Below are 15,246 nucleotides of genomic sequence, written 5' to 3' on the forward strand. Positions count from 1 at the left end.
CCCGTCTCGAAACCCGTCCTGCCGACATCGGCCTCGATCCACGCCGGCCCTCGACCCACCGGGCTTGGAGGCTCAGGACTTCGTCCTTCGCACCTCAACCACCGGGTCCGACTGCACAGCCGGGCGTCAGGCGCCGGCGAGGAATCCCAGCAGGTCCTGGCGGGTCAGCACGCCGACGGGGGCGCCGTCCTCGTGCACCAGCACGGCGTCGGCGGTCTCCAGCAGGCTGACCGCGGCGGAGGCGTCCTCCCCCGAGCCGATCGTCGGCAGCGGCGGCGACATGTGGTCGGAGACCCGGTCGGTCAGCTTGGCGTGCCCGGCGTAGAGCGCGTCGAGGAGGGCGCGGTCGGAGACCGATCCGACGACCTCGGCGGCCACCACGGGCGGCTCGGCGCGGACGACGGGCATCTGCGAGACGGCGTACTCCTGGAGGATGGCGACGGCCTCGGCGATGGTCTCGCCCGGGTGCGTGTGCACGAGGTCGGGGAGCCGACCGTCCTTGCCGCGCAGCACCTGGCCGACGGTGCGGGTGGCCGGCGCGTGGCCGCTGGGGAAGCCGTACTGGGCCAGCCACGTGTCGTTGAAGATCTTGCCGAGGTAGCCGCGCCCCGAGTCCGGGAGGAGGACGACGATCACGGCGTCCGTGCGGCCCTCGGCGGCGAGCTCGGTGGCCAGCTGCTTCGCGGCGTACGCCGCCATGCCGGACGAGCCGCCGACGAGCAGCGCCTCCTCGCGGGCCAGCCGGCGGGTGAAGGCGAACGAGTCGGCGTCGGAGATCTCGATGACCCGGTCGGCCACGCCGCGGTCGTAGGTCTCGGGCCAGAAGTCCTCGCCCACGCCCTCGACCAGGTAGGGCCGGCCGGTGCCGCCGGAGTAGACCGAGCCCGAGGGGTCGGCGCCGACGACCTGGATCTCGGGGTTCTGCTCCTTCAGGTAGCGCCCGACGCCGCTGATCGTGCCGCCGGTGCCCATGCCGGTGACGAAGTGGGTGATCCGTCCCTCGGTCTGCGCCCAGATCTCCGGGCCGGTGGTCTCGTAGTGCGAGCGCGGGTTGTTCGGGTTGGAGTACTGGTCGGGCTTCCAGGCGCCGGGCTGCGCGGCCAGCCGGTCGCTGACGTTGTAGTAGGAGTCCGGGTGCTCGGGCTCGACGGCGGTCGGGCAGACGACGACCTCGGCGCCGTAGGCCTTGAGGACGTTGCGCTTGTCCTCGCTGACCTTGTCGGGGCACACGAAGATCGTCTTGTAGCCGCGCGCCTGGGCGACCATGGCCAGCCCGACGCCGGTGTTGCCGGAGGTCGGCTCGACGATGGTGCCGCCGGGCTGGAGGGCCCCGGAGGCCTCGGCCGCGTCGATCATCCGGGTGGCGATCCGGTCCTTCACGGACCCGCCGGGGTTAAGGTACTCGATCTTGGCCAGCACGAGCGGCCCCTCCACCCCCGCCAGGTCGTCGAGCGACGTCGAGAGTCGCAGCAAGGGGGTGTTGCCGATCAGGTCCAGGAGGGAGTTCGCGTACTGCACGACCTCAACATAAGGCAGGGGCGCCGGATCCGCGGCGTCGCGAGCGGACGCGGATCCGGCGGCCCTGCCCCAGGCCCGTGAGGAGGGCTCACTAGACTCCCCGGGTGGGCAAAGCGGGTGCAGCACGCAAGCTCGCCTCCGCTGCGGCGTACGGCGGAGGCGGCCTCTCCGTGCTCGGAGGAGCCCTGTACGGCGTCCTGACGGCCGAGGCGAAGCTGGCCCGCAAGACGATCGGCACCATCGACAAGAGCTCGGTGCCCGACCCGACCGGCTGGTACGGCCGCGGCCGGCCGGGCCCCGCCATCAAGCTCGTGGTGCTGGGCGACTCCAGCGCCGCCGGGTACGGCGTGGCCCGGGTCGAGGACACCCCCGGCGCCCGGCTGGCCAGTGGCATCGCCGAGCACGCCGACCGCCGGGTCTACCTGCGCGACTTCGCGGTCGTCGGCGCCAAGTCCTCCGACCTGGCCGACCAGGTCGACCGCGCCCGCCCCCTCGAGCCGGACCTCGCGGTCGTCCTCATCGGCGGCAACGACGTGACCCACACCGTCTCCCCCTCGGCGTCGGTGCGCTACCTGCAGGAGGCGGTCCGTCGCCTGCGCGCGACCGGCGTCGAGGTCGTGGTCGGCACCTGTCCCGACCTCGGCACCATCAAGCCCATCGCCCCGCCGCTGAAGCAGGTCGCCCGCGCCTGGTCGCGCCGGCTCGCCGCCGGCCAGACCATCGGCGTGATCGAGGAGGGCGGGCGGACCGTCTCCCTCGGCTCGATCCTCGGCCCGGAGTTCGCGGCCGCCCCCGCGATCATGTTCGGGGCCGACCAGTTCCACCCGTCCGCGCAGGGCTACCAGGCCGCGGCGGGGATCCTGCTGCCGTCCGCGCTCGCCGCCCTCGGCGTCATCCCGGACGACGAGGAGCACCTGGAGAGCCTGCGCGGCGAGGCGATCATGCCGATCAGCGCCGCCGCCGTCCGCGCCGTCAACACCCCCGGCACCGAGCTCGACGGCACCGAGGTCGGTGGCAACCGGCTCGGCGTCCGCGGTCTCTGGGTCGAGCTGCGCCACCGGCGCCGACAGCCCCCGTCGGAGGGCGAGGCGCCGGAGGAGACCGACGAGGAGCCGGCCGAGGGGTAGGGACGCAGAAGGGGCCCCGGGCGGATCGCCCGGGGCCCCTCGTGAAGCGGTGCTGCGTCAGTCCTGCTGGAGGATCGCGAGGATCCGGAGCAGGTTGGTGTAGATCCAGACGAGCGTCACGGTCAGGCCGAAGGCCGCCCGCCACGACTCGACCTCGGGCAGCCGGTTGGCGACGCCCTGCTCGACGAAGTCGAAGTCGAGGATCAGCATGAAGATGCCGAGCACCAGACCACCGATGGCCATCAGCAGGCCGAGGCCGCCGAAGCCGTAGAGGCCCAGCTGGGCGTTGAAGATGCTGAGCACGAGCTCCATCAGGCCGAGCGCGACCATGCCGAACATCGCCGCGACGACGAACGTGCGGAACTTGTCGCCGACCTTGATGTTGAAGAACTTGTAGGCCGCAAGCGTGCCCGCGAAGGCCGCGAAGGTGCCGATGACCGCCTGGACCACGATGTGGTTGCCGGGGGCGATGGCGTTGTCGATGACCTTGCTGAACGCGCCCATCGCGACACCCTCGAGGGCCGCGAACGCGAGGACCAGCGCGGGGCTGACCTTGCGCTTGAACGAGTTGACGAGCGACAGGACGAGAGCGCCGAGGCTGCCGACGACCAGCGCGCCGTAGAGCGTGCCGAGGTTCTCCTGCGAGTCGAGCGGCGGGGTGAGGACCCAGGTCGCGAAGGCCGCGACGAGGACGACACCGAGCGTCACGGCGGTCTTCTGGACGACCGAGTCGATCGTCATCGTCGCGCCGGAGCGCGCGTGGGTCTCGACGGGGGCGCCGGGCTCGCCGGTCCCCCACGTGGACGGGTCGGAGCCGTAGCCCTGGTAGCTGGCCCCACCGGCGTACTGGTTGCCGTAGGCGTTCGCGCCGGAGCGGTTGAACTCCTCCGACCGGCGGAACACCGGGTTGTTGGACTGCATGGTCTCCTCCTTGGAGGCCTGGTGCCCGTCGCTCTGACGGGTCGCCGAACAAGATCAGCCTAGTGACCTCATCGGGTTCAACGCATTCCCCCGGCTGTGCGTTCCCTGTTTTCGGATCTGTCGACGATCCGGATCCGCACCACCTTCCGGCCGGTCGCGCGGATCGACAGCAGCCGGCCGTCGCGCTTCACGACCCGGCCGCCGGACACGCGGACGTCGTACCCGTGCGGGTAGTGCAGGGGGCTCACGAACACCTGGGTCGGGGCGGCGATCCTGCGGTCCGGGCGGTAGCGGAACCGGAAGGCGCCGGTGCGGCTGTCGAACCGCATCGCCAGCGGGGTGCCGGCCGTGCGCTGGGCGTAGGTGCGCACCAGCTGCCGCACCTTGTCCCGCTTCACGCTGCGCAGGTCGCGGTCGTCGCGGAACAGCCCCTGGGCGTCGTCGGCGGTCGTGGGGTCGCGCCACTGCTTGTAGGCCCAGTGCGTCCAGCCCATCAGCGCGGCGTCGGCGGCTGCGGCGTCGATCTCGATCGCCCTGGCGTTGTCGGTGGCGCCCCACTCGCTCATCATCGGCACCGCGCCCATCCGGCGGGACTGGTCGAGCGCGTGCTCCTGACGACCGGCGGCGAACTCCGCGCAGTTCTCGACGTCGCCGCCGGGGATGCCCTGACTCTCCAGGAAGACGTCGGGGCAGTAGCTGTGCCACGAGAAGCCGAGGTTGCGCTCGCGGCGGGCGGGCCGGGTGTAGAAGGTGTCCAGCGGCTGGCCGCCAGCGAACTGCTGGGGCTCCCACCAGACGATGTTGCGCCGGTCCACGCGCCGGATCGCCGCCAGCCCGCGCTCCATCGCCGGCTGCAGCTCCCGCTCGTACGACGAGGGGCAGCCCCCGACCAGGCAGGTCGGCCACTCCTGGCCCATCCACGGCTCGTTGAGCAGGTCGTAGCCCATCAGGTAGGGCTGCCGGCGCCACTGCCGCGCGGCCACCCGCCAGGCCGCGGCCCAGCCGTCGAGCAGGCCGTCCTCGTTGGCCCAGAACCGGTCGAAGACGGTGGAGACCTCGGGCGTCCAGTAGCCGGTCGGGAACGGGGCGGTGACCGGCGGCAGCGCGGCGTACGGCTGGGGTCGGATCATCGCCCAGTCGGGGGCGCCCTCCCCGCCGTAGGTCTCGTGCCACTGGTCCTGGTGCAGGTCGAGCTGGATCCAGATCCGGCGTTTCGCGAGCAGGTCGAGGACCCGCTGGGTCCGGCGGAGGTACGCCGGGTCCGCGCGCCCGGGGGCGTCCGGGGTCAGACCCGCCCACAGCGTTCCGACCCGCGCGGCGTTGAAGCCGTGCCGGGCCAGCCAGCGGGCGTCGCGGCGGGTGAACCCCTCGCGCGTCGCGGGCGCGGCGTACGGCGCGTGCTTCCAGACCAGGTTCAGCCCGTGCACGATCACCACCCGGCCCTGCGGGTCGACCAGCCAGCGGCCCTCGCGGCGCAGCTGGGGTGGCCGCTCGTCGGCGGCGGACGCCGGCGGCCCGAGGAGGACTCCGGCGACCAGCACAGCCAGGGCGAGGAGGGCGAGCAGGCTGGAACGTGTTCTCGTCACGGGGGCCCAACGGCGGACCCCCGGCGCGGCTACGCCCGTCGTACCGCCCGGACGACGGTGTCGGTGACCGTGGCGGTCACGCCGTCGCGGGTCTCATCGCGGGTCGGGGCGTCGGCGACCTGCAGGTCCCAGTCGGCGGGATCGAGCAGTGCCGTGACCTTCTCGGGAGCGAAGAGCAGGTGCGCCAGCCGATCGTTGCGCAGCCCGGTCCCGATGTCGGCGGGGTGGTGCGCGCCGACCAGCAGCGTCCCGCCGGGCCGTACGGCGGCCGCGGCGGCGGCGTACGCCCGCTCGAACTGGGGGTCGGGCAGATGCAGGAAGTGCACCGAGACCAGGTCCGCCTCCGGCAGGGGCCCGCCGGCCATCAGGTCGACCTGCTGCCAGCGGCACTGGCGACCCACGCCGTTCTGCTCCGCGTGCTCGGCGGCCCGGTCGAGGGCTACCTGGGAGACGTCGACCCCGACGACCTGCCAGCCGTGGCGGGCCAGCCAGACGGCGTCGGCGCCCTCGCCGCAGCCGACGTCCAGGGCGGTGCCGGGCCTCAACCCGTCGACGTGCTCGACCAGGCGGCGGTTGGGGTTGCCGGACCAGATCCGGTCGGACCCGGCGTACCGCTCGTCCCAGAACTCCTGCGTGAACATCTGCTCCTCAGTCATGGGAGCAAGCCTGCCGCTTCAGGTCGACCTGAAGGCAAGCGTGTCGTCCAGCAGGGCGGTCAGGGTGGTGATGACGCCCTGCTCGCGGTGCGACGGCGCGACGTAGCGCGCGCGGGCCAGCACGTCCGGGTGCGCGTTGGCCATCGCGAAGGAGAGGTCGGCCGCGTCGAGCATCTCGAGGTCGTTGAGGTAGTCGCCGAAGGCGGCCGTCTGGGCGCGAGTCACACCGAGCTCCCGCTGGAGCCGCTCGACCGCGACGCCCTTGTTGGCGTGCGCCGCCATCAGGTCGGTCCAGTGCTCGCCGGAGACGACCACCTGATGGTCCGCGCGGAAGCGGGCCAGCGCGGTGGCGACCCGCTCGGCGCCGGCGAAGGCGAACACGGCGATCTTGACGACGTCGTCGTCGACCGCGAGCACGTCGTCGACGGTCTCCAGCGCGGCGTAGTAGGGCCGGACGTGGGCGAGGAAGGCCTCGTCCGAGCGCTCGACGTACGCCGACCGCTTGCCACAGAGCACCACGCCCAGGTCGTGGCCGTCGCGGGCCAGCTCGCGCAGCAGGGCGATCGCGTCCAGGACGAAGTCGCGCTCGAGGACCACGGAGTCGACCTCGGCACCGTCGCGGACGACGTAGGAGCCGTTCTCGGCGATGTAGGTCAGGTCGCGCCCGGCGCGCTGGAAGGTGCGCACGAGGGTGGCGTACTGGCGGCCGCTGGCGGGGGCGAAGACGATCTCGCGCTCGCGCAGCCGGTCGAGCAGCGGCCAGAGGGCGTCGGGCACCTCGCCGCGCTCGTCGAGCAGGGTGCCGTCCATGTCGACCACGACGAGGCGCAGGTCGCTCGTGTCGGTGGTCATGGGAAGGATTCTCCCGGGCGCCGCCGCGTACGACGGCGCCCGGGCTCGCGCGCGCTCAGCGCACGGTGAACTTGCTCACCTCGGTGTTGAGGTCGGCCGCCATCGTGGCCAGCTCGGCGATCGCGGTCAGGGTCTGGTTGACGGCCTGGGTCGTGCTCTCCGCCGCAGCCGCGACACCGGAGATGTTGGTCGCGATCTCACCGGAGCCGGTGGAGGCCTCGGCGACGTTGCGGGACATCTCGTTGGTGGTCGCGGTCTGCTCCTCGACCGCCGCGGCGATGGTGTTCTGGTAGTCGTTGATGCTGGTGATGATCTCGGCGATCTCACCGATGGCCACCACGGCGCCGGACGTGTCGGCCTGGATGGCCTCCACCCGACGCGAGATGTCCTCGGTCGCCCGAGCGGTCTCCTGCGCCAGCTCCTTCACCTCGTTCGCCACGACCGCGAAGCCCTTGCCGGCCTCGCCGGCCCGGGCGGCCTCGATGGTGGCGTTGAGGGCCAACAGGTTGGTCTGCTCGGCGATCGAGGTGATCACCTTGACCACGTTGCCGATCTCCTGGCTCGACGTCCCGAGCTTCGCGACGGTCTCGTTGGTGACCTCCACGGTGGTGACGGCCTCGGCCGCGACCCGGGCGGCCTCGTTGGCCGAGTGGGCGATCTCGCGGATCGAGGCCCCCATCTCCTCCGCACCCGCCGCGACCGTCCCGACGTTGCGCGAGACCTCGTCGGCGGCGCCGGACACCACGCCGGCCTGGACCGAGGTCTCCTCGGCACCGGCCGCGATCTGCTGGCTCGAGGCCGACAGCTCCTCCGAGGCCGCCGCCACCGCGACCGCGCTCGACGAGACGGTGCCCACGATGCCGCTGACGTTCTCGGCCGAGCGGTTGAACGCCTTCTGGAGGTCACCGGTGCACCCCGACGCCGTCTCCGGCAGCCGCTGGGTCAGGTCGCCCTGGGCGAAGACCTCCAGGGCATCGATCGCCGCTCGCAGCGGACGGACCAGGCTGCGGCTGATAGCGGTCGCGAGACCGGTCAGCAGCAGGAGACCGAGGACCGCGACGACCAGGACGGTCATCCGCATGCCCGAGGCGGTGTCCATCAGGTTCTGGGAGGTGCTGTCGGCGTCGGCGCCGATGTCCTCGACAGCACCGCTGAGCACGACGTCCATCGCGTCGTTGGCGGTCTGGATCTCGTCGGCGCGGGCGCGCTGGCCGGCCTGGTCCTCGGCCGCGGCCTGGACGAAGGCGGCGATGGAGGCGGTGTAGTCGGCGAACGCGTCCTCGACCTCGCCGACCAGCTGCTGGTCGTCGGCGTCGAGATCCAGGCCCTTCAGACCGGCGATGAGCTCGGCGACGGTCGCGGTGTCATCGGCGACGTCCGCCTCCAGCGCGGCCGGGTCGTCCGCGACCAGGGACTTCAGGGCGGAGACCTTCAGCTCGCTCGAGCGGGTGTCGAGCGACTGGTAGAGCGAGCGCGCGTCGGTGTGTGCCTTGGTCGTGTCCGCGTCATCCTCGACCGCGAACGCCGAGGTCCAGGCGACGACGGCGACCAGCGTGGTCACGATCAGTCCGATCGCCGTGATCGCGGCGATCCGACGTCCGACGGTCCAACGGATGTTCTTCATGCGTGCGTCCCCCCGGATGCATCGACGGCGCCCCGCGGTTGGAGCGTCCGCCGTCACCATCGGCCTGCACGTCGGGATGCTGAGTGACCGCCGACACCCAGATGTCGACGGTCCCCGGCTCAGACGGAGAACCTCCCGACCTCGGTGTTGAGGTCGGCCGCCATCGTGGCCAGCTCGGAGATCGCGGTCAGGGTCTGGTTGACGGCCTGCGTCGTGCCTTCGGCCGCGGTCGCGACACCGGAGATGTTGGTCGCGATCTCACCGGAGCCGGTGGAGGCCTCGGCGACGTTGCGGGACATCTCGTTGGTCGTCGCGGTCTGCTCCTCGACCGCCGCGGCGATGGTGTTCTGGTAGTCGTTGATGCTGGTGATGATCTCGGCGATCTCGCCGATGGCCACCACGGCGCCGGAGGTGTCGGCCTGGATGGCCTCGACCCGACGGGAGATGTCCTCGGTCGCCCGAGCGGTCTCCTGGGCCAGCTCCTTCACCTCGTTCGCCACGACCGCGAAGCCCTTGCCGGCCTCGCCGGCCCGGGCGGCCTCGATGGTGGCGTTGAGGGCGAGGAGGTTGGTCTGCTCGGCGATCGAGGTGATCACCTTGACCACGTTGCCGATCTCCTGGCTCGACGTCCCGAGCTTGGCCACCGTCTCGTTCGTCGTGTCGACCATCGACACCGCCTGGGAAGCGACGCGAGCGGCCTCGTTGGCCGAGTGGGCGATCTCGCGGATCGAGGCCCCCATCTCCTCCGCACCCGCCGCGACCGTCCCGACGTTGCGCGACACCTCGTCCGCGGCACCGGACACCACGCCGGCCTGCACGCTCGTCTCCTCCGCACCCGCAGCGATCTGCTGACTCGAGGCCGACAGCTCCTCCGAGGCCGCCGCCACCGCGACCGCGCTGGCGGAGACCGTGCCGACGATGCCGTTCACGGACTCGATGGACCGGTTGAACGCGACCTCCAGGTCACCGACGTCGCCCGAGGACCTCTCCTCCAGGCGGTGGGTCAGGTCGCCGCCGGCGAACTGCTGCAGCGCCCCGACGATCGCCGACAGCGGACGGACCAGGCTGCGGGAGATGAGGGTCGCGAGCACGGCCAGCACCGCGAGCCCGAGAACCGCGACGAGGAGGATCGTCGTCCGCATGCTCGACGTGGTGTCGATCAGCTCCGCGGCGGCGTCGGCGCTGGCCACGTTGCGGTCCAGCACGGTGGCGTGCAGCGTCTCGAACAGCTCCGCGTACGCCGCGGTCACCGCGGCCGCGTCGGCGCGTCCGTCGCCGTCGGCGGCGAGGATCTGCAGCACGGTGGCGCTGAACTCGTCGTACGCGGCCTCCGACGCCTGCGTGCCCTCGACGTCGGCCTGCGTCACGTGCGGGAGGTCCGCGATCATCGCGAAGTAGCCCGCGACCGTCGCGTTCTCGGTCTCGACCGCAGCGACGAGCTCCTCGGTGTCCGGCTCCACCGAGCCGCGCAGGCCGGCGGCCTGGACGACGCCCGCGCTGACCTCGACGGCCTGGTAGATGCCCTGGACGTCGGAGTCGGAGCGAGCCCGGTGGGCGTCGTCGGCGGCGGCCAGGGCCGACGCGATCGCCACGGCGGCCACCACGACGGTGGTCAGCAGGCCGATCACGGTGATGGCCGCGATCCGGCGACCCACGGTCCAGCGGATGTTCCTCATCACGAAGCTCTTTCCACGTTGTCCGACATCTGTCGCTTAGTGGTTCGACCAGTCGCCCGCGAACCTGAGATGTCGGCGGCGGCTGGCACGGTGACCCGTGATGGAATCTCGACGTGCAGGAGGTGGGAGTGAGCGAGGCGATGCTCCTCGGTGAGCGCAAGGCGTTCGGCGCCTACTACACGCCGACCGACGCCGCCCACGTGCTGGCGTCGTGGGCGATGCGCCACGACGGCGAGGTGCTGCTCGAGCCCAGCCTCGGCGACGGGTCCTTCGTCGCGGCCGCCCAGGAGGTCGCGGCCGCCCGAGGGTGGGCCCGGCCGGGGTTCGTGGCGGCCGAGCTCAACCCGCGCACCGCCGCCGGTCACGCCCACCACGGTCTGGTGCGGGCCGACGAGCTCGCGGTCGGTGACTTCCTCACCACCGCCGTCCGGCCGGTCGACGCGGTGGTCGGCAACCCGCCGTACGTCCGGCTCCGGGCGCTGCCCGACGACCAGGCCCGCAGCGCGGTGGCCGCCAGCCGCGACGACCTGGGTGAGCCGATGGCGTCCAGCGGTAGCGTGTGGATGCCCTTCGTCACTCGGGCGTCCCGCTTCCTGCGCCCCGGCGGCCGGCTCGCGCTGGTCCTGCCCTGGGACTTCACCTACGTCCGCTACGCCCGGCCGCTGTGGCGTCACCTCGGCGAGACGTTCGGCTCGCTGCGCGTGGTCCGGGTGCGCGAGCGACTCTTCCCCGACATCGGCCAGGACGTCCTGCTGCTGCTGGCCGACCACAAGGGCGGCCGCACCGACCGGGTCTCCTTCGAGGCCCACCGCACGGTCGCCGACCTGGTCGCGGACCGTCCCGAGGTGTCGACCACGATCTCGGTCGAGCGCGTGGTCCGCGGGGAGCGTGCCTTCCAGGAGGCGCTGCTGCCCGCCGGCGTGCTCGACGTCCTGGAGCAGACCCGGCCGCTGACCGTCGCCGCCCGCGAGCTCGCGACCTTCAACATCGGCTACGTCTCCGGCGACAAGGACTTCTTCCATCCGCCGGCCCGCGCCGGCCTGCCCGAGGAGAGCCTGCGCCCGGCGCTCACCAACGCGCGCCGGCTGCGGGGCGGCGGGCTGTGGACCTCGGAGCTCCCCGCCGACGCCCAGAGCCGGCTCTGGCTCCCGGGTGAGCGACTGAGCCCGGCGGAGGAGCGCTACGAGCGCCGCGGCCGCCGGCTCGGCGTCCACCGTCGCTACAAGTGCCGGGTCCGCTCCCCGTGGTACGCCGTCCCCGGGGTGAAGGTCCCCGACCTGGTCCTCTCGGTGTTCTCGCAGCGGCCGATCCTGATGATCAACGACGGCGGTCACGTCGCGACCAACAGCCTGCTCTGCGGCTACCTCCGCCCCGGCGTGGCCGCCGACGCGTTCGCCGCGGGGTGGTACACCTCGCTCACGCTGCTGCACGCCGAGCTGGAGGTCCACTCCCTCGGCGGCGGGGTGTTCGTGCTGGTGCCGACCGAGGCCGGCAACGTCCGGGTCCCCGTGCCCGGCACGGTGCCGGAGACGGTGCTGCCGCTCGTCGCAGAGGCGCTGGGGCGCGGCGACCTCGACGGGGCCTACCGCGCGGGCGACCAGGCCCTGGCCGCCCGGGTCGGGACCGAGGGGGTCCGGCTGGTCCAGGACGGCATCGCCGCTCTGGAGGCGTGGCGGACGGCCCGGCCGGTCAGTCCTTCGGCCTGAAAACGTCGAGCCAGATGTTGCGGTCGACGAAGGTGTCGACGAGCCGGTCGACGAAGGTCTCGATCCGCAGGTCGGCCTTCTCCAGCGGCACCCCCTGCTGGACGACGTCGTCGCGGATGCCCGGCAGCGGGACCTGGTCGAAGTCGACGACCAGGTAGGCGAACTGGTCGTAGATCCCGCGCAGGTCCTTGTAGCCCTTGCCGTCGCGGCCGGTGACCGCGGCGTACATCCGGGCGTAGCGCGCGTGGTCGGGACGCTCCTCGCGCGCCACGCGCTCCCCCGCGACCTTGCCCCACTTCCGGCTGATCAGCGGGTGCAGGTAGACGTAGCCGTAGACCGCCATCGGGAACCGGTCCTGCAGGCTGATGCACTCGCCAATGATCCCCTGGTAGTACTCCAGGACGTTGTTGCCGACCGAGGCCATCTGGCTGCGCACCCCGACGCTCAGCAGCACCCCGTTGTCCGGGTGCACCACCGCGACGTCCACGTCCTTCGGCTTGTGCGACCCGAAGACCCGCACCTCCTCCTTGACCTGGATGCCCTGTCGCCGGGCGTCGTCGGTGAGCCGATCCCGCAGGCCGTCGGCGACGTACTTGTGCAGCATCTTGATGAAGCCCTGGCTGCGGACGGCGGCGACCGGGTCGGCGTCGTACCTCGCCTTCATGTCGGCCAGCACGTCCTCGAGGGTCGGCCTGCTGAAGGGGAGCATCGCGTCGGTCATGGTGGCGGCCACCGTAGTCTCAGGCGGCCCGCTCGCGCCGCACCAGGTAGGCCGCGGCCGGCACCGCGGTGAGCACGGGGAGCAGCAGGGCCGCGAGGCTGAGGACCGCGTAGGCCGCGAGGTCCACCGGCGGTACGGCGGGGCCGAGCATCCCCAGGCCGACACCGAGCACGGTCGGCACCACCGCGAGCGTCCCGACCAGCCAGGCCAGCGCGCCGGTCACCAGGGCCTCGACCAGGACCATCCGGGTCAGCTGCCGGTCGGTCGCACCGGTACGCCGGAGCAGGCGGAGCTCGCCGCGGCGCCGTACGGTCGTCATCACCAGGGCGTTGGCGGCCGCCAGGAGCACGAAGCCGAGCAGGCCCAGGAGCAGCACCGTCGAGAGCCGACGCTCGGCCGCGTCGGCGCTCGACGCGTCCGCGGCGTACGACGCGGGCGTGGCCGCCTCGAGACCGAGGTCCGCGATCGCGGCCCGGCCGGCCGCGTCGGCGTCGACCAGCAGGACGTCGGCGGACCGGCCGGTCCGGTGCGCGTCGAGGGTCTGCGGGCCGACGAGGTAGTCGCCGAACCCGAGCCCGCGCTCGTAGACCGCGACCACGGCCGGGCTGCTGGTCGAGCCGTCCGGCCAGCGCACGGGGACGCTGTCGCCGAGGTCGAACCCGGTCTCGAAGGTGGCATCGCTGCTGACGGCGATCGTGCCGGCGCCGGCCAGGTCGGCGAGCGACCCCGCGCTGACGTCGGGGTCCAGCAGGTCCGCGTCGCCGGCGACGGACCGGACGACGGTCTGCTCCCAGGCGAGCGCGTCGACCACGCCGTCGAGGTCGGCGTCGGTGAGCACCCGGGCCGGCGAGGTGGCCAGGGCGGCCACGGCCGTCACGCCGGCGAGGCCGGTCACCGCGTCGACGTCGGTCGGGGTCAGCCCGCCCGGAGCGGTGACGACGGCGTCGGCGTGCAGGCCGTCGCGGAGCTGGGTCTCGGTGGCCGCGGCGACGGTCCGGTCCACCGTGGTCTGGGCGGTGCCGGCGGTGAGCGCGAGGGCCAGCGGGACCACGACCAGGGTCAGCCGCTGGGCGAAGCCGCGGAGGTTGGCCACCCCGAGGCGGCCGGCCGGGCCGAGGAACCGTTCGGCCCGGGCGGAGTGGGCGAAGGCCCACCCCACGAGCGACGGTCCGGCGAGCGCGGCCGCGCCGACCAGCAGGAAGGCGGACGTCGCGGCGCCGGCGCTGCCGACCGTGCCGGGGACGACCAGCGGGCTGAGCGCCGCGGCCAGGCCCAGCAGGGCGAGCGCGACGGCCGCGCCCCGCCGTACGACGCCGATGGTGGTGGTCTCGACGGCACTCGCCCGGGCCGCCGGGCCCGGGGCCGCGCGCAGGGTCTCGCGCACCGAGAGCCGCGCGGCCACCCAGGCCACCGGCAGCAGCAGGACGGTGGCGGACAGGACCGGGAGCGGGCTGAGCGACAGGGCCGCGTCCGCCTCGACCAGACCGGCGTCGCGGAGCAGCGGGGCCAGCAGCGGCGCGAGGAACAGACCCACGGACGCCCCCAGCGGTACGGCGGTCAGCGTGACCAGGACGACCTCGGTGCCGACCTGGGTGCGCAGCTGCCCCCGGGTCGCGCCGACGGTCCGCAGCAGCGCCAGCTCGCGCCGCCGCCCCCGCAGGGCCAGCGACACGGTCGCGGCCACCACCAGCACGACGACGGTGAGCACGGTGCCGGCGTACGAACCGGCGAGGACGACGAGCAGCCCGCTGTCGCGCAGGCCCGACTCCCCCAGCACTCCGGCGACGGCGAGCAGGAGGCCCGCCAGCACGAGCACGAGCGCCGTACCGGTGAAGCCGGCGCGGTGCGCCCAGGCGCTGCGCCGGGCGAGCGACCAGGTGGTCATCGGGGTGGTCATCGGGGTGGTCATCGGCCCAGCCCGATCATGCGTGCGGTGACCTGCTCGACGGTGGGGTCGTCGAGCTGGCCGACCAGCCGCCCGTCGGCGAGGAAGAGCACCCGGTCGGCGCTCGCCGCGACCTGCGGGTCGTGGGTCACCAGGACCACGGTCTGGCCGAGCTCGCGCGCCGTCGTCCGCAGCACCTGCAGCACCTGGGCCGCGGTCGCCGAGTCGAGGGCCCCGGTCGGCTCGTCGGCGAGGACGACGTCGGGGCTCGTGACGAGCGCTTGGGCGATCGCCACCCGCTGGGCCTGCCCGCCGGAGAGCTCCTGCGGCCGCCGCTGCTCCATCCCGCCCAGCCCGACGCTCGCGAGGAGCCGGTCGAGGTGCGCGTGGTCCGGCCGACGTCCGGCCAGTACCAACGGAAGGGTGACGTTCTCGACGACCGAGAGGTGGTCGATGAGGTTGTAGGCCTGGAACACGAACCCGACGTGCTCGCGGCGGAACCGGGTCAGGGCGTCCGGCGAGAACGCGCTGATGTCCTGCCCGCCGACCACGACCCGGCCCCGGCTCGGGACGTCGAGCCCGGCCGCGCAGGCGAGCAGTGTGGACTTGCCGGACCCGGACGGACCCATCACCGCCGTGAAGGAGCCGGTCGCGAGGGTCAGCGAGACGCCGCGCACGGCGGGCACCGGCGCGGCGCCACCGGGGTACGACTTGTGCAGGTCCTCGAGGTGGACGGCGGCCTCCGTGCGGACGGCCGGGCGGGGCGCTGAGTGCTGGATCGTCATGCCGTCAACGCTAGGAATCGCAGGCCCTCGCCACGAGCCGCTCAGGACGGAAGTCTCGGGCTCCACCTTTCGATGGAGGACCCCTGGTGTGACCCCGAGCGAGTACAGGTGCCCCCGGTGGGACTCGAACCCACACCACGCCGCTTTTAAGGCGGCTTCCTCTGCCGATTGGGATACGGGGGCGTGCGC

Annotated in this window: 12 protein-coding genes and 1 tRNA gene; 2 read left to right on the plus strand and 11 right to left on the minus strand. The window is 73.0% G+C overall.

All coding sequences use genetic code 11. The features are described 5' to 3' along the window. Window positions 1-126: 126 nt before the first annotated feature. Entirely contained in the window at window positions 127-1,518 is a 1,392-nt protein-coding gene (locus V7S47_RS06530; RefSeq protein WP_336560810.1) for a cystathionine beta-synthase, read from the minus strand. A gap of 104 nt (window positions 1,519-1,622) precedes the next feature. Between V7S47_RS06530 and V7S47_RS06535 the strand changes: the two genes are divergently transcribed. Beyond that, window positions 1,623-2,645 carry an SGNH/GDSL hydrolase family protein gene (locus V7S47_RS06535; protein WP_336560811.1) on the plus strand — a complete coding sequence of 341 codons (1,023 nt, stop codon included), beginning with the start codon at window positions 1,623-1,625 and terminating at the stop codon, window positions 2,643-2,645. A 57-nt stretch (window positions 2,646-2,702) separates the two neighbouring features. Here V7S47_RS06535 and V7S47_RS06540 read toward each other — a convergent pair whose 3' ends face one another. The 6 genes from V7S47_RS06540 to V7S47_RS06565 all read right to left on the minus strand — a co-directional run bounded on the left by V7S47_RS06540 (window position 2,703) and on the right by V7S47_RS06565 (window position 9,960). Beyond that, window positions 2,703-3,566 carry a Bax inhibitor-1/YccA family protein gene (locus V7S47_RS06540; protein ID WP_336560812.1) on the minus strand — a complete coding sequence of 288 codons (864 nt, stop codon included), beginning with the start codon at window positions 3,564-3,566 and terminating at the stop codon, window positions 2,703-2,705. A gap of 77 nt (window positions 3,567-3,643) precedes the next feature. Continuing rightward, entirely contained in the window at window positions 3,644-5,152 is a 1,509-nt protein-coding gene (locus V7S47_RS06545; protein WP_336560813.1) for a glycoside hydrolase family 5 protein, read from the minus strand. A gap of 29 nt (window positions 5,153-5,181) precedes the next feature. After that, on the minus strand, window positions 5,182-5,808 hold the full coding sequence (locus V7S47_RS06550; RefSeq protein ID WP_336560814.1) for a class I SAM-dependent methyltransferase: 627 nt from the start codon (window positions 5,806-5,808) through the stop codon (window positions 5,182-5,184). An 18-nt stretch (window positions 5,809-5,826) separates the two neighbouring features. Beyond that, on the minus strand, window positions 5,827-6,660 hold the full coding sequence (locus tag V7S47_RS06555; protein ID WP_336560815.1) for a Cof-type HAD-IIB family hydrolase: 834 nt from the start codon (window positions 6,658-6,660) through the stop codon (window positions 5,827-5,829). Between the two features lie 55 nt (window positions 6,661-6,715). After that, window positions 6,716-8,284 carry a methyl-accepting chemotaxis protein gene (locus tag V7S47_RS06560; RefSeq protein ID WP_336560816.1) on the minus strand — a complete coding sequence of 523 codons (1,569 nt, stop codon included), beginning with the start codon at window positions 8,282-8,284 and terminating at the stop codon, window positions 6,716-6,718. A gap of 119 nt (window positions 8,285-8,403) precedes the next feature. Further along, complete coding sequence (locus tag V7S47_RS06565; protein WP_336560817.1) at window positions 8,404-9,960, minus strand: methyl-accepting chemotaxis protein; 1,557 nt, start codon at window positions 9,958-9,960, stop codon at window positions 8,404-8,406. Window positions 9,961-10,088: 128 nt separating this feature from the next. Between V7S47_RS06565 and V7S47_RS06570 the strand changes: the two genes are divergently transcribed. Continuing rightward, on the plus strand, window positions 10,089-11,666 hold the full coding sequence (locus V7S47_RS06570; protein ID WP_336560818.1) for an Eco57I restriction-modification methylase domain-containing protein: 1,578 nt from the start codon (window positions 10,089-10,091) through the stop codon (window positions 11,664-11,666). On the opposite strand, the gene V7S47_RS06575 is transcribed toward V7S47_RS06570, so the two are convergent. The 4 genes from V7S47_RS06575 to V7S47_RS06590 all read right to left on the minus strand — a co-directional run bounded on the left by V7S47_RS06575 (window position 11,650) and on the right by V7S47_RS06590 (window position 15,240). Next, window positions 11,650-12,387 (minus strand): hypothetical protein, encoded by a 738-nt coding sequence (locus V7S47_RS06575; RefSeq protein ID WP_139175596.1) that lies wholly within the window; start codon window positions 12,385-12,387, stop codon window positions 11,650-11,652. The two genes, V7S47_RS06570 and V7S47_RS06575, sit on opposite strands and share 17 nt — an antisense overlap. Before the next feature lie 19 nt (window positions 12,388-12,406). Continuing rightward, window positions 12,407-14,296 (minus strand): ABC transporter permease, encoded by a 1,890-nt coding sequence (locus V7S47_RS06580; RefSeq protein ID WP_336560819.1) that lies wholly within the window; start codon window positions 14,294-14,296, stop codon window positions 12,407-12,409. Continuing rightward, a complete protein-coding gene (locus tag V7S47_RS06585; RefSeq protein WP_336560820.1) occupies window positions 14,293-15,057 on the minus strand; it encodes an ABC transporter ATP-binding protein in 765 nt (254 codons plus the stop codon). Before V7S47_RS06585 ends, V7S47_RS06580 begins: the two co-directional genes overlap by 4 nt. A 109-nt stretch (window positions 15,058-15,166) precedes the next feature. Next, window positions 15,167-15,240, minus strand: a tRNA-Leu gene (locus V7S47_RS06590). Between the last annotated feature and the right edge of the window lie 6 nt (window positions 15,241-15,246).

Source organism: Nocardioides sp. CCNWLW216 (assembly GCF_037120545.1).
GTDB lineage: Bacteria > Actinomycetota > Actinomycetes > Propionibacteriales > Nocardioidaceae > Nocardioides > Nocardioides lianchengensis.

What these genes read in the sequence shown, in the direction of transcription:
- V7S47_RS06540 (WP_336560812.1), bottom strand. Translation starts at nt 3,566, where the DNA reads ATGCAGTCCAACAACCCGGTGTTCCGCCGGTCGGAGGAGTTCAACCGC.
- V7S47_RS06550 (WP_336560814.1), bottom strand. Translation starts at nt 5,808, where the DNA reads ATGACTGAGGAGCAGATGTTCACGCAGGAGTTCTGGGACGAGCGGTAC.
- V7S47_RS06555 (WP_336560815.1), bottom strand. Translation starts at nt 6,660, where the DNA reads ATGACCACCGACACGAGCGACCTGCGCCTCGTCGTGGTCGACATGGAC.
- V7S47_RS06560 (WP_336560816.1), bottom strand. Translation starts at nt 8,284, where the DNA reads ATGAAGAACATCCGTTGGACCGTCGGACGTCGGATCGCCGCGATCACG.
- V7S47_RS06565 (WP_336560817.1), bottom strand. Translation starts at nt 9,960, where the DNA reads ATGAGGAACATCCGCTGGACCGTGGGTCGCCGGATCGCGGCCATCACC.
- V7S47_RS06575 (WP_139175596.1), bottom strand. Translation starts at nt 12,387, where the DNA reads ATGACCGACGCGATGCTCCCCTTCAGCAGGCCGACCCTCGAGGACGTG.
- V7S47_RS06580 (WP_336560819.1), bottom strand. Translation starts at nt 14,296, where the DNA reads ATGACCACCCCGATGACCACCCCGATGACCACCTGGTCGCTCGCCCGG.
- V7S47_RS06585 (WP_336560820.1), bottom strand. Translation starts at nt 15,057, where the DNA reads ATGACGATCCAGCACTCAGCGCCCCGCCCGGCCGTCCGCACGGAGGCC.